The 13,376-nt window shown below is 39.5% G+C and carries 13 protein-coding genes; 4 read left to right on the top strand and 9 right to left on the bottom strand.

Translation table 11 applies throughout. The features are described from left to right. Nucleotides 1-69 precede the first annotated feature (69 nt). The 8 genes from AB3G38_RS20825 to ubiE all read right to left on the bottom strand — a co-directional run bounded on the left by AB3G38_RS20825 (nt 70) and on the right by ubiE (nt 6,248). A complete protein-coding gene (locus AB3G38_RS20825) occupies nt 70-891 on the bottom strand; it encodes a DUF6089 family protein (protein ID WP_367865647.1) in 822 nt (273 codons plus the stop codon). A 1-nt stretch (nt 892) separates the two neighbouring features. Continuing rightward, nucleotides 893-1,774, bottom strand: coding sequence for an NAD kinase (locus AB3G38_RS20820; protein WP_367865646.1), 882 nt, complete (start codon nt 1,772-1,774; stop codon nt 893-895). A gap of 39 nt (nt 1,775-1,813) precedes the next feature. Continuing rightward, nucleotides 1,814-2,476 (bottom strand): CBS domain-containing protein, encoded by a 663-nt coding sequence (locus AB3G38_RS20815; protein ID WP_367865645.1) that lies wholly within the window; start codon nt 2,474-2,476, stop codon nt 1,814-1,816. Between the two features lie 2 nt (nt 2,477-2,478). Beyond that, nucleotides 2,479-3,243: an alpha/beta fold hydrolase gene (locus AB3G38_RS20810; protein ID WP_367865644.1), complete on the bottom strand. Its 765-nt coding sequence runs from the start codon at nt 3,241-3,243 to the stop codon at nt 2,479-2,481. Between the two features lie 169 nt (nt 3,244-3,412). Beyond that, nucleotides 3,413-3,859, bottom strand: a complete 447-nt coding sequence (locus AB3G38_RS20805) for a GatB/YqeY domain-containing protein (RefSeq protein ID WP_367865643.1) — start codon at nt 3,857-3,859, stop codon at nt 3,413-3,415. Nucleotides 3,860-3,878: 19 nt separating this feature from the next. Continuing rightward, nucleotides 3,879-4,634, bottom strand: a complete 756-nt coding sequence (locus tag AB3G38_RS20800) for an SDR family oxidoreductase (RefSeq protein WP_367865642.1) — start codon at nt 4,632-4,634, stop codon at nt 3,879-3,881. A gap of 93 nt (nt 4,635-4,727) precedes the next feature. After that, the gene (locus AB3G38_RS20795; RefSeq protein ID WP_367865641.1) at nt 4,728-5,504 is read right to left on the bottom strand and encodes an outer membrane beta-barrel protein; all 777 of its coding nucleotides are present in this window, start codon (nt 5,502-5,504) and stop codon (nt 4,728-4,730) included. Between the two features lie 9 nt (nt 5,505-5,513). Further along, nucleotides 5,514-6,248, bottom strand: a complete 735-nt coding sequence (ubiE, locus tag AB3G38_RS20790) for a bifunctional demethylmenaquinone methyltransferase/2-methoxy-6-polyprenyl-1,4-benzoquinol methylase UbiE (RefSeq protein WP_367865640.1) — start codon at nt 6,246-6,248, stop codon at nt 5,514-5,516. 52 nt (nt 6,249-6,300) lie between these two features. On the opposite strand from ubiE, the gene yihA reads away from it, so the two are divergent. From yihA to AB3G38_RS20770, 4 genes are all read left to right on the top strand, one after another. Then, nucleotides 6,301-6,927: a ribosome biogenesis GTP-binding protein YihA/YsxC gene (yihA, locus tag AB3G38_RS20785; RefSeq protein WP_111634701.1), complete on the top strand. Its 627-nt coding sequence runs from the start codon at nt 6,301-6,303 to the stop codon at nt 6,925-6,927. A 13-nt stretch (nt 6,928-6,940) separates the two neighbouring features. Further along, nucleotides 6,941-7,807, top strand: coding sequence for a UbiA-like polyprenyltransferase (locus AB3G38_RS20780; RefSeq protein ID WP_367865639.1), 867 nt, complete (start codon nt 6,941-6,943; stop codon nt 7,805-7,807). 4 nt (nt 7,808-7,811) lie between these two features. Then, a complete protein-coding gene (locus tag AB3G38_RS20775) occupies nt 7,812-9,527 on the top strand; it encodes a M3 family oligoendopeptidase (protein ID WP_367865638.1) in 1,716 nt (571 codons plus the stop codon). A gap of 87 nt (nt 9,528-9,614) precedes the next feature. Further along, entirely contained in the window at nt 9,615-11,579 is a 1,965-nt protein-coding gene (locus AB3G38_RS20770; RefSeq protein WP_367865637.1) for an amino acid permease, read from the top strand. A 114-nt stretch (nt 11,580-11,693) separates the two neighbouring features. On the opposite strand, the gene AB3G38_RS20765 is transcribed toward AB3G38_RS20770, so the two are convergent. After that, the gene (locus AB3G38_RS20765; protein ID WP_367865636.1) at nt 11,694-13,367 is read right to left on the bottom strand and encodes a hypothetical protein; all 1,674 of its coding nucleotides are present in this window, start codon (nt 13,365-13,367) and stop codon (nt 11,694-11,696) included. Nucleotides 13,368-13,376 lie beyond the last annotated feature (9 nt).

Raw genomic sequence — 13,376 nt, 5'->3', positions numbered from 1 at the left:
TTTGTTTATTTCTACCATAAACTTAGCAGGATAAGCTGATTTTAAGATAGGAGAGGTCAATAAAAGAGGCTAAAAACTATAACACTTATCAGAAGTAAACGTATAAGAAAGGCCTATATGTACAAAAAAGTAAGTATCATTTTTAACAAAATTACCACGCTGACCACCTGGAGTAAAATTTGGACGGTCAGGATCATTCGGATAACGAGGCACAGAAGGATCGGAAAGATTAACACCGCCGGGGTTTTTATTACTTGAACCACTAATTACTGGTATCGCCGGATATCTTTCACCCACATCATCCAGGTAATCTGTTTTTGCAGTCCGGTAACCCAACTGTGTAAACAGCCCTAAACGCTCCCCTATTCTATACTTCATCCCTATTCCATAAGGAATACTCATGGCATAGCTTCTATACTTTTTACCTTCAGTTTCGTAATATCTTAACTCGAAGGTTTCCCCATTATAAGTAGCTTTAGGGTTGAACAATACTCCCCCGACTCCAGCGAATACATAGGGCGAAAAATTCTTCCTTCCACCACCGGAAAAGTAATCCAGAAAATTAAAATCTACCTGTAAACTCAGCTCATTCAGTGAAGTAGAAAAATTAAGATTACGGGTTTTCAGGCTCAGATCGTCAGAATTTGCGTCATTACCTTTAATTTTCCCATAATTATAATGGATACCCACAGCCCAGTAAGGATTAAAATTACGTTTGATATAAGCACCAAAAGCGACACCAGCTGGTTTAAAAAGATTTGTCGGATTAATATCCCCTATATATCCGGCAGCACCGGCATTCACGCCTAATTCCGTTGTCTGCGCCAGCGCAGCAACAGAGAAAGTACAGCTCAGCGCAACAGAAAATATGATCTTTTTTAAACTCTTCATGCTAATAATTACGGGTATCAATTCCCCAAAGTAATTTGTTCCTCAAGGTAGTAAGATAACTTTCATTATTCAAACGAATAAGATTCACATCAAATGCGGCTTTATTTATGGTTATTTTCACAGAGCGATCTACAGTAGCAGTCCTGGAATCGCAGGATACCAGGAATTTAGTACTGCGAGCTTCTACCTCAAACCTTAAAGTAACATCATCAGGAATAATGACAGGTCTTACGTTCAGGTTATGCGGCGCAATTGGCGTAATAACGAAATTCTGTGCACTTGGAAATATAATCGGGCCTCCGCAGCTCAAAGAATAAGCTGTAGAACCAGTAGGCGTGGCAATAATTAATCCGTCTGCCCAGTATGAATTGATAAACTCATCATTCATATAAGCATGGATAATCATCATCGCTGTATTGTCACGTCTGTGAATAGTGATATCATTCAGTGCGAAGTTCTCATCACCAAAAAGATGATGCTTGGACTCTACATTCAGCAATGTCCGTTTGTCCAGTGAATATTGCTTATTGACCAGAGCTTCAATGGCATTTCTGATCTCATTTTTATTGATACTCGCTAAAAACCCCAACCTTCCGAAGTTGATCCCGATCACAGGAATTCCAGAATCCCTGATTAAAGCAAGGGTATCAAGCAGCGTTCCATCCCCACCCAGACTAATCAGGATTTCGGCATGATCACGAAGCTCCAGATGATTGGAAAAGGTCTCAATGTGGGCAGGAAGCTTTACTTTGTCTTCAATAAACTCATTATACTCCTTATGAACAATGGTTTCAATCCCGTAATGTTGCAGGGCATTGAAAACTTCCTGCACGAAAGGCAAAACGCTGTTATTGAACTCTCTGCCGTAAATTGCAATCTTCATTTAGATAAATATTGTATGTTGAATGGTTACAGGAATGAATTAAACATTTAAATAACTCATTAACAAATTATATCTGTCTTCCGTTCCGTTGTCCTGAGTGGTGCTGTTAAAAACAGCTTTAACCTGGTAATCATATCTTTCAAAAGAAGATATGATTCCGGATAATTCAGTTTTATTAATTTTCAGTGTAACCTCTAACCGGGTAGAATCTGGAAAGTTCTGCACGTAAGAGGATAAGATTTGTGCATTATCACCTTCAACAATCTGAGCCATATGTGACAAAGAATTATTACGGTTGTTAATTTCCAGAACGATGATTCCTCCTGGTTCTTTAACTGCAAAAATATCCGAAGTATACTTTAATAAGTCATGTATAGAAATAACCCCCAGATAATTCTTTTGATAATCCAGTACCGGTACTAAAGAAAGCTTCAGCTGATCAAATATTCTGATCACATCATACACATGAACATCCTGATAAACGAATGGGTTAAGAATAGTTAAAGAAAGATTTCCTATAGGCTCTTCCACATTTCTTATTTCCAGCAGATGATCTTCAGCCACAATGCCCAGAAACTGGCCATTGTTCAATACCGGTAAATGGTTCAATTTGAACTCACCCATTCTATCCAAAGCAGTGTGTACCGTTTCAGAAGTCTGTAGCGGCAGGATCGAATTTGATATGAGTTCAGATGCAAACATGGTTATTTCAGTAAAATTCTATCTAAGAAAGTACTCAGATAGGTGTTAAAAATTTCAGGATGCTCCATCATCGGAACATGCCCGCATTGATCAACCCAGTTTAACTCTGAGTTAGGCAGCAGCTGATGAAATTCTTCAGCTACATCCGGCGGAGTTACCTGGTCATTTTTTCCCCAGATCAAAGAAACAGGGATCGTAATTTTATTCAGTTCCTTAGACATATTGTGGCGGATAGCAGATTTTGCCAAAGCCAGAATACGGATAACTCTTGAACGATCATTAACCGTTTTAAATATCTCATCTACCATTTCTTTCGTGGCGATAGAGGGATCATAAAAGGTAAATTCTACTTTTTCACGAATATAATCATAGCTCTCTCTTTTTGGGAAAGAACCACCAAAAGCATTTTCATATAAACCAGAACTGCCCGTTAACACCAACGCTTTTACGCTTTCCTGATGTGCAGCGGTAACTACAAGCCCAAGATGTCCGCCCAATGAATTTCCGATCAGTACAACCTGCCCGAGTTTTTTAAACTTTATAAATTTATGAATGTACTTTGCTAAACTTTTAACTCCCAGAGTAAGGATAGGCAATTCATATATAGGTAAAATTGGCACTAGTATACGGTAATTCTCCTTGAAATGATCAATAACCGGTTCCCAATTGCTCAACTCTCCCATCAAACCATGAAGTAATACCAGGGTTTCGCCTTTTCCGGCCTCTATATACTTAAACCCATCCTCTTCTATTACTTCGTATTTCATGTATGTATATATTTCTGTAAATGTTTCCCGGAATGGTTACTGACACAATGGTGTCCGGTTCATCATTGTTGCTAAAGATACGCTACTAAGTTAGTCGCCTGAATTTATTTTAAACAAAAAAACTATTATTTTTAAAAAATAATTCTTTACAGATACTAGCTAACACAATTTATGCCAATTGAGTTTTAACAATTTCAGCTATCAATTTGCCATCAGCCTTGCCAGCCAGTTCTTTATTTGCCAGCCCCATAATACGGCCCATGTCTTTTACAGTCACCGCACCAGCATCTGCTATCAGCTTAGCAATCAGAACTTCTACTTCTTCTTTGCTTAATTGTTGTGGCATAAACTGACTGATTACTGCAATTTCTTCGTCTTCAATTACAGCCAGATCTTCTCTGCCTTGTTGTTTGTAAATATCAGAAGACTCTTTTCTTTGTTTAATTAAACGCTGAAGAATTTTCATTTCCGCATCTTCAGTAATTTCTTCTGCCGATCCTTTTTCCGTTCTTGCTACTAATAATGCAGCTTTAATTGCGCGTAAACCTCTTAATGCAGCCTGATCTTTAGCTAACATTGCTTTTTTTATTTCCTGATCTATAATTGCAGATACCATATTTTTTAAGCTTTTTATTCTAATTTCTATTGACTACCGTTGCTGATGCCTGTGCAGTTGGCATAATCAGCATATCATTTATATTAACGTGTGCAGGACGGCTAACTACAAACCAGATGGCATCAGCAATATCCTGTGCCAATAAAGGTTCTAATCCTTCATATACCTTTTTCGCTTTGTCTTCATCTCCTTTAAAACGGACTACAGAAAATTCTGTTTCTACCATACCAGGATTTATTGCAGTCACTTTGATACCATGCGGAAGCAGATCCAGGCGCATTCCTTTATTTAGGGCATCCACTGCATGTTTTGTTGCACAATAAACATTTCCGTTCGGATAAACTTCTTTACCTGCAATAGAACCAATATTGATGATGTGTCCTTTTTTAGCTGCGATCATCCAGTTGGAAACTATTTTAGTCACATAAAGCAAACCCTTTACGTTGGTATCTATCATGGTATCCCAATCACTGGTATCTCCATTTTGAACCGGATCCAGCCCCTGGCTTAAACCTGCATTGTTAATCAGGACATCAATTTGTTTCCAGTCTTCAGGCAGGCTTTCAAAAACTTCCTTCAATACTGAATTATCTCTGACATCTGCAATCAGTATTTGAATCTCTACTGCATATTTATCTGCTAAATGCTGAGCAACTTCTTTAAGTTTTTCTTCTCTTCTGGCTACCAGTACCAGTTGATATCCTTGTTGTGCAAATAAGTGTGCACATGCTTTTCCTATACCTGAAGTCGCGCCTGTTATTAATGCAGTTTTCATAATCAATTTTTATTAGCGGGCCTGTTTACTCACTCCAGGTGAGTGTGATATTTACCCTTTCAAACAAAGCTATTAAAATTCGCTCAGGCTACATCATTCAAAGAATAAACTGAATGTCACATGACGCAACATAAATTTATCGATTGGATTGTTATACGGATTAATCTCTGTTCTGTCTAAAACATCATTCAGTGAATAAGACAGTTTGATTTCAGGAGACATTTTAAAATACTCGAAATACAGATCCAGTCCGAAAGCCGCTTCTAAAGACCAGTAGCTTTTTTTATTTTTCAGAAATTTAAACTCTTCATCTAATTGTGAATCGTCCGATTTTTTTCTGGAAGCAATATCTATTGAATACTTTGCCCCATATAACATATAAGCCCTGAAGTTATTTCTTCTGTCAGACTTGATTTTAATGCCCAATGGAAATTCAACCATCGTAGCAACTACTTTCTTTTCAATCGTATTGGTTAAAGCCGGATTATTGAACTGATTACCTCCAATATTCGCATATGGTCCATATTCATACTCCATCAGCCTGTCTGTAAAAACCAGTGTTGGCGTTAACCTGACATCAATATGGTTATTAACCCTGCCATTGACAATAAAACCGATTCCAAATCCCGGAGAAGATTTACCGTACATCGCATTCAGTGAATCCGTGATCGCCCCCCTGGACGGATCAGCCATTGACTGATAAGGATCTCTCCAGTTCTGCTTTTTCTTAACCTTATAAGAAGACCCGGTATATTGAAAAGTAAACCCAAAGTGTACATTCTCATCATCAACACCACCACCCCAGTTTTGAGCTCTGGCAATAGCGACTGAAAAAAGAAGAACAAAAAACAGGCTTATTTTTAATTTCATCTGAATGGCTTAACCCTTTATTCCGGTATATATTGTACTGATCCCAAAGGTCAGTGGTCTGTGTTTAGTTGTTTGGTAACCCACTTTATCCATCACCGCAATAAAAGACTTTCCATCGGGAAATGCAACTGCCGATTCATTCAGATAAGTATACGCTCTGGCATCCTTCGAGAATATTTTCCCGAAAACCGGTAATATAGATTTGAAATAAAAATTATACAGTTGTTTTACCGGGAATGCCACAGGTTTTGAAAACTCCAGGATCACAACTTTTCCACCCGGCTTTAATACCCGCAGCATGTCTGACAATCCCTTTTCAAGATCCTGATAATTCCGGACGCCAAAGGCCACCGTAATCGCATCAAAATGGTTGTCTTCAAACTTAAGACCTTCAGAATCTCCGATTTCTACACTGAAAATGTCCTGTAAATTACGGTCCGTGATTTTTTTACGGGCTACTTCCAGCATTCCGGCAGAAATATCTACACCTGTAATTTTTTTAGGATGAAGTATTTTGATCGCTTCAAAAGCAAGGTCACCCGTTCCTGTAGCTACATCTAAAATATGTTGCGGCTTCAGTGCTGACAATTCACGAATGGCCTTTTTACGCCATAGAATGTCTATTCCTGCAGAAAGGAAATGATTCAGGAAGTCATAAGTACCAGCAATATTATCAAACATTGTGGTCACTTGCTCCTTTTTCGTGATCGTAGCAGATTGGTATGGAGTTATTTTTTCGTTCATGGTGTGTCGCAAAGATAAGTATTGTTGAAAACTAATTTTCTACCTTTGTCAAATGATTATAAAATCAGCAACATTTATTTGCAGTAATACCAAGATTTCGGCACTGCCAGTAGCCAACATGCCCGAATATGCTTTTATTGGCCGCTCAAACGTAGGAAAGTCGTCCCTGATCAATATGCTTGTTAACCAGCATGGATTGGCAAAAACATCTCAAAAACCAGGAAAAACACAGTTAATCAACCACTTTTTGATCAACGAGAAGTGGTATATCGTCGATTTACCAGGTTATGGATATGCGAAAGTTTCTAAAAACAGCCGTGAAAGCTGGGAAAAATTTATCCGTAATTACATCACTAAAAGAGAAAGTTTACAATGTGTATTCGTTTTAATTGACAGTCGTATTCCGCCACAAAAGATTGACATTGAGTTCTGCTGCTGGATGGGAGAGATCCAGATCCCGTTTGTGCTGGCCTTTACCAAGACCGATAAGCAGTCTACTTCAAAAACACACCAGAATATAGCACTCTTCAAAAAAGAACTTTCAGGATGGTTTGAAGAAATTCCACCAATATTTACAACCTCAGCAGAGAAGTTAGTTGGAAGAGATGAGATTCTGAACTTTGTTGATCAGACCAATCTTGATTTTGCAATGCCTATCCTGACGCCAGAAGAAGATTAATACAACAATTTAAATGAAGAAGTATTTTTCACTCGTGCTTTTTGCACATTCAGTCTTCGCACTACCTTTTGCGATGATTGGTTTTTTTTTAGGAGTTACCACTACAGATCATCCTTTCAACTGGGTGATTTTGTTGTTAGTACTCCTTTGTATGGTATTCGCCAGAAATTCTGCCATGGCGTTTAACAGGTATCTGGACAGGGACATTGATGCAAAGAATCCGCGGACGAACATGCGCGATATTCCAGCAGGAAAAGTTTCCGCGAATGAAGCCCTGATCTTTGTAATCGTGAACTGCGTGCTTTTCATCGTTACCACAGCATTCATTAATCCATTATGCCTGTACCTCTCTCCCGTTGCACTTTTTGTCGTCCTGTTTTATAGCTATACCAAAAGATTTACTGCATTATGCCATATGGTACTCGGACTGGGCTTATCGCTTGCTCCTATTGGTGCCTATATTGCTGTAACCGGTCATTTCGCATTGGTTCCTGTGCTTTATTCGCTTGCTGTATTATTCTGGGTAAGCGGGTTTGACATTATTTATGCGCTGCAGGATGAAGAGTTTGATAAAGGAGAGAAATTACACTCGATCCCTTCAGCCCTGGGCAGAAAAAAAGCACTCAGATTATCTGAATTCTTACATGTCCTGTCTGCGATCTGTGTGATCTTACCGATCGTATTTTCTACTTTCAGCTGGGCTTATTACATTGGCGTAACCTTCTTTTGTTCAATGCTGATTTATCAGCACCTGCTGGTTAAGCCTAATGACATCAGTAAAGTGAACAAAGCATTTGCGACCACCAATGGATTCGCCTCTGTGATTTTTGCAGCCTGCTTTTTGCTCGATGCTTTTTTAAGAACAATTTTAAAATTCTAGACCGATGAGCAATCTTATCATTACGAAAAAAATCAGGACTTATATCCCGCAGACACTGGAGATTAAATGGGAAAACCTTTCTCCTGTGCTGGATGAATTATTAGACAGAAAAATTACCAATGCCGGTGAGCTCGAAAAATGGCTTAAAGACAAAAGTGAATTTGAAGCTGCACTGGAAGAAGATTTTGCCTGGAGATATATCAAAATGAGCTGTGATACTGCCAATGAAGAATTGGTAGGCAGCTTTCAATATTTCGCTACAGAGATTGAGCCGAAGATCTCTCCTGTTGCAAATTTATTAAATCAAAAACTGGTAGACAGTCCGTTTATTGAGGAGCTGGACCAGACTAAATACTTTGTTTATTTACGGGCGATTAAAAAAGCACTGGAGATCTACAGAGAAGAAAACGTTGAGCTGTTTACGAAACTGCAAATTACCCAGCAAAAATACCAGGCCACTACTGGTGCCATGAGTGTGGTGATCAATGACAAGGAATATACTTTAGAACAGGCAGCTGTTTTAACGAAAGATATAGACAGAGCAGTGCGTCAGCAGGCATGGGAAACTATCCAGCAACGCCGCCTGGTAGATAAAGATGCTTTAAATATTGTATTTGATGAGTTGATAGCCATGCGTCATGAGGTAGCGCTGAATGCAGGATTTGAAAACTACAGAGACTATATGTTCCAGGCTTTGGGCAGATTCGATTATAGCGCAAAGGATTGTTATGCATTCCATGAAGCAATAGAAAATGAAATCGTACCTATATTAAGGGAGCAGGCAGAGAAAAGAGCTGAATCGTTAAGCCTGGAAGAATTGAAGCCATGGGATATGGAAGTCAGTACTTCTGGTAAAGCCGCTTTGAAGCCATTCAAAAATGGTGAAGAACTGATTGACAAAACTATTGCTGCTTTTACTGCGATTGATCCTGAATTAGGCCGCATGCTTTCGATCATGAAAGCGAATAACCTGTTTGATGTAGAAAGCAGAAAAGGTAAGGCTCCGGGAGGATACAACTATCCACTGGCAGAGACGGGTGCTCCGTTTATTTTCATGAACTCAGCAGGTTCACTGAGAGATCTGACTACGATGGTTCATGAAGGCGGCCATGCGATTCATACTTTTTTGACGGCCAGCCTGGAACTGAATGACTTTAAACACTGTCCTTCGGAAGTTGCAGAATTAGCTTCTATGAGTATGGAATTGATTTCAATGGATCAATGGGATATTTATTTTGATAACCCTGCCGATCTGGTCCGTGCTAAAAAAGAGCAGTTGCAGGATGTACTGAAAACTTTACCATGGGTAGCGGTGATTGATCAGTTCCAACATTGGATTTATACTAACCCTACAAATAATGCTGCCGACAGAGAAGTAGCTTTCAAACAGATCTATGAAAGATTTGGGGCAGGCTTCTCTAACTGGGATGGTCTGGAGCAGGAGTTTGGTAACATCTGGCAAAAACAATTACATCTTTTTGAAGTTCCCTTCTATTATATAGAATATGCGATTGCACAGTTAGGTGCGATTGCGATCTGGAAAAATTACAAAGAGAATCCTGAAAAAGCGTTACAGCAATATCTGGATGCGTTAGCTTTGGGTTATACTAAACCAATGAATGAAATTTATGAAACTGCGGGTATTAAATTCGATTTCAGCAGTGGATATATTAAAGAGCTGGCTTCCTTTGTAAAGGATGAATTAGATAAATTAGATTAATTTTTTATACTTTGAGCCAATTGGCGCCTGTCTGTATTTCAGACAGGCGTTAAGCTAACCTGAAACCATCTAACCGATTTGCCCATTATGTTTGAAAATCTTTTCAGAAAAAAGTCTGTCACTAAAATATTAGAAGATGCCGAAAAGGGCTATGGTGATCATGGCGCATCTCTAAATAAAACACTGGGTGTAAGAGATCTTACTGCTTTTGGAATTGCCGCCATTATTGGTGCGGGAATTTTCAGTACAATCGGAAAGGCTAGTGCCGACGGCGGTCCTGCTGTGATCTTCTTATTTATATTTACGGCTGTAGCTTGTAGTTTTGCCGCCTTTGCATATGCAGAGTTTGCTTCTATGGTTCCTGTTTCCGGAAGCGCCTATACGTATTCTTATGTAGCTTTTGGAGAGTTGGTGGCCTGGATTATTGGGTGGTCACTCATTATGGAATATGCGATTGGAAATATTACCGTCGCCATTTCCTGGTCTGATTATTTTACAGGTTTACTCTCCTCGATCCGAATACCGGCATTAGGTATCAACGGAATTAACCTTCCGGACTGGATGACAATGGATTACCTGACAGCATTTAATGGGCATAATCATGCCGAAGCCATGCTGAATGCAGGTAAAAGCTTTGCGAACCTGGATGATGCCACCCGTATTGCGAACAATGCCTGGGCCACTGCCCCTACCATTGGTGGTTTCCATATTGTAGCCGATTTACCTGCTTTAGGGATTATTATTCTGATTACGTGGCTCGTATACAGAGGGATGAAAGAATCTAAGAATGCCAGTAACGCGATGGTTATTGTGAAACTTGCAGTCATCTTACTGGTACTTTCTGTCGGTGTTTTCTATGTCGATACCGAAAACTGGAATCCATTTGCACCAAACGGTGTTTCTGGTATTCTTAAAGGAGTTTCTGCCGTGTTCTTTGCTTACATTGGTTTTGATGCAATTTCTACCACTGCCGAAGAGTGTAAAAACCCGCAGCGGGATTTACCAAGAGGGATGATGTGGGCGATTATTATCTGTACTGTTCTTTATGTAGCGATTGCGCTGGTATTGACTGGTATTGTGAAGTATGATCTGCTGGCTGTGGGTGATCCGCTGGCCTTTGTGTTTGATCATATCAACCTGAAACTCATGAGTGGAATCATTGCGGTAAGTGCGGTATTTGCGATGGCGAGTGTATTGCTTGTTTTCCAGATGGGCCAACCAAGAATCTGGATGAGCATGAGCCGTGATGGTTTATTGCCAAAAAGATTTTCCAGGATCCACCCTGTTTATAAAACGCCTTCATTCGCAACTATTGTAGTTGGTTTTGTAGTAGCTGTTCCTTCTTTGTTCATGAACCTCACTATTGTGACAGATTTATGTTCTATAGGTACGCTGTTTGCCTTTGTACTGGTTTGTGCAGGAGTATTGGTGTTACAGAACAAAACTGATATTCCAAGGGGTAAGTTCAAGACTCCTTATGTCAATTCAAAGTTTATCATTCCTGTGATCTTTATTGGGGCGATTATTTCAGGTTTCATCTTTTTTAAGGCGGAAATGACTTCTTTTATTACGAATGAGACTAAGGTTCATGATCCGGTCAGCTTTATTACTTCGCTTGATAAAACTGAATTGAATAGTGTGAAGGAAGAGATTATTGCAGCACAGAAGGTATCCAATGTGATGGAAAAGAATATTGATGCTGAGGCTTATTTAAATGGGCTAAGTAAGGAGCAGTACAAGAGTTTTATGGAGAAGAGTGCAGTGAGCGCCGATAAGAAATTTGAAAGCGGCTGGGCTTTGTTTAAACACAAAATCCCAATGTGGATCTTCTTCTTTATTTGCGTAGCGATCACTTATTTCTGTATTACACATAACTTGTCTCTGATCCCGGTATTGGGTTTATTGAGCTGTTTGTACATGATGTGTGAGCTGGGTATTTCTAACTGGATCGGATTCGGCATCTGGCTGGTGATCGGACTGGTTGTTTATTTCTTATATGGTTTCCACCATAGTAAGCTGAATGTGAAGAATAATGCGGTAAGCGTTAACTAGCTAAAAACTAAATGGGATTTGAGTTTTCACTCAAATCCCATTTTCCACTATCGTCTGTATAAAGCAATACAATAATGATTTACACCTGGTAATGAAACCTGATTTTTAAAGGGACTATAATTGAAGTGTCCATCCATATGGACTCCCAGACTTATCTGCCAGGAAATACCCCGTCCCATCAAGTAACCAAGCCTGTGATTCGTATTTACTTATTTTTGGATTAAGATAACTACCGTAATACCTCAGATATGGGTCTGCCCGGTTTAAGAATAGTGGTTTAGTTTTTTGTTTATTATTTGTACTATAATTCATAGTATACTTATTATCCTCGTCATCGGGTGAATGACCTTGCGGGTCGTAAGTATAATTATTAGATATAATTTTATAATTGAACGAAATGAAATTTGGTGCCTGGAATTCAGATTCCGGGGTACACAATGGTGAAGAATAGCAAGCGATTACAAGGTCTGCCTTTATCTGATCTAAAAAACTAGTACTTGAGAACTTTTCGTTAGATCTTTGAATATTTCTATATTCAATTCTGGCATATGGCTTATCATAGCTTCCGTAGTTGATATCAAATGGAGCTTCAATCAGTTTGTCGCCCCTGATTGTTTTGAGTTGGTAACTAATAGCAATGCCTGGATGGTCTTTATCATATGATGCATTGGCAGACAAAGTTTCTATGAAACCTGCTACTCCAAAAACGTCTGTTGGTTTATCCTTATCAGTACCGAGCCCGGTGAATTTGACTCTGATTTTAGCCTGATTGATCACACTTTCTTCCTCCGCGGTTAAGTGTGTACCTACCCCCACCACACCTTCCAGGATCTGTACTTGTTTATTTACTGCATTGTACAAAGCAGAGGCACTGGAAGTTGACTCGATGAGCATAATCCCCATTCTTCCATAGGCAACCCTACTCACATAACAGGGCTCAGTGCCACCAAAAACAGATTGGTCCAGACCATTGAAATCTATCAGCTCGCCTTGTGCGGGTAAATTACCATCTACGTCCATGTAAAAATGTTCCTGATAAAACTTTATTTTAATGGCAGAGCTTGTGGCTATGGTATGCGTGTTTTCTGTAGAATTCTTACCATAATTCGCAATAAAAAGGCCAATGTTCTTGTTGTAACCATACAGGGTCTTCAATTCCTCATAAACAGAAAAAGTGTCAATTTCTACTTGCAGGCGACTAATACCTGTCTCTCCCGGATAGAGCCTTTCGAGTTCGCTTAGTGCTTGTCTCTGAAAAGCCCTGTCATTACTGGGCCTTGGCCAAAACGTTCTGACGGTATTGTCCGGGCTAACTGGAATAGAGGTAGATACCGTTACCGGCCTCTTGTTATTTTCTATACCTTTTTGCATTTGGGGTTCATAATAACCATTGGCAGAAATACTTCCACCATCGATTATTGCCCCAGGGAAAATATTCAACGACATTTGATTGTCTGCAATCACAAATACATTACTTTTAAATGCCTGCAGATAAGAAACTTTGTTGGGATCTTCCTTACCCGTAAGGTCAAACCCATTGGTCACCCTCCCGGGGCCATCAGGCTTTACGCTCGAAGTAGTCCATGGATTCCGGTTATCAAAAGTGGCAGCATCGTTTAATTTACTCTTGCTGAGTATTCCGTTAATATTTTTCGGATCACTGTAGTGCCCGGCCCGCATTGAGAACCGGGGTATTTCCGGAGTTTTTAAACCCGACTGCAAGCCACTGCTAATGCGCTTTAAATTATTCTTTTTACAACTGTAAATAAGGACAGATAGCAGTATCATTGTTGCGTA

Source organism: Pedobacter sp. WC2423 (assembly GCF_040822065.1).
GTDB lineage: Bacteria > Bacteroidota > Bacteroidia > Sphingobacteriales > Sphingobacteriaceae > Pedobacter.
The sequence above is the reverse complement of the archived record's forward strand: the minus strand, read 5'-3'. Positions and strand labels throughout refer to the sequence as shown.

Bases quoted from the DNA above. Each gene is read 5' to 3' on its own strand.
- yihA (WP_111634701.1), top strand. From the start codon at position 6,301: ATGATTATAAAATCAGCAACATTTATTTGCAGTAATACCAAGATTTCG.
- AB3G38_RS20770 (WP_367865637.1), top strand. From the start codon at position 9,615: ATGTTTGAAAATCTTTTCAGAAAAAAGTCTGTCACTAAAATATTAGAA.
- AB3G38_RS20820 (WP_367865646.1), bottom strand. From the start codon at position 1,774: ATGAAGATTGCAATTTACGGCAGAGAGTTCAATAACAGCGTTTTGCCT.
- AB3G38_RS20815 (WP_367865645.1), bottom strand. From the start codon at position 2,476: ATGTTTGCATCTGAACTCATATCAAATTCGATCCTGCCGCTACAGACT.
- AB3G38_RS20800 (WP_367865642.1), bottom strand. From the start codon at position 4,634: ATGAAAACTGCATTAATAACAGGCGCGACTTCAGGTATAGGAAAAGCA.
- AB3G38_RS20795 (WP_367865641.1), bottom strand. From the start codon at position 5,504: ATGAAATTAAAAATAAGCCTGTTTTTTGTTCTTCTTTTTTCAGTCGCT.
- AB3G38_RS20765 (WP_367865636.1), bottom strand. From the start codon at position 13,367: ATGATACTGCTATCTGTCCTTATTTACAGTTGTAAAAAGAATAATTTA.
- AB3G38_RS20780 (WP_367865639.1), top strand. From the start codon at position 6,941: ATGAAGAAGTATTTTTCACTCGTGCTTTTTGCACATTCAGTCTTCGCA.
- AB3G38_RS20775 (WP_367865638.1), top strand. From the start codon at position 7,812: ATGAGCAATCTTATCATTACGAAAAAAATCAGGACTTATATCCCGCAG.
- ubiE (WP_367865640.1), bottom strand. From the start codon at position 6,248: ATGAACGAAAAAATAACTCCATACCAATCTGCTACGATCACGAAAAAG.
- AB3G38_RS20810 (WP_367865644.1), bottom strand. From the start codon at position 3,243: ATGAAATACGAAGTAATAGAAGAGGATGGGTTTAAGTATATAGAGGCC.
- AB3G38_RS20805 (WP_367865643.1), bottom strand. From the start codon at position 3,859: ATGGTATCTGCAATTATAGATCAGGAAATAAAAAAAGCAATGTTAGCT.
- AB3G38_RS20825 (WP_367865647.1), bottom strand. From the start codon at position 891: ATGAAGAGTTTAAAAAAGATCATATTTTCTGTTGCGCTGAGCTGTACT.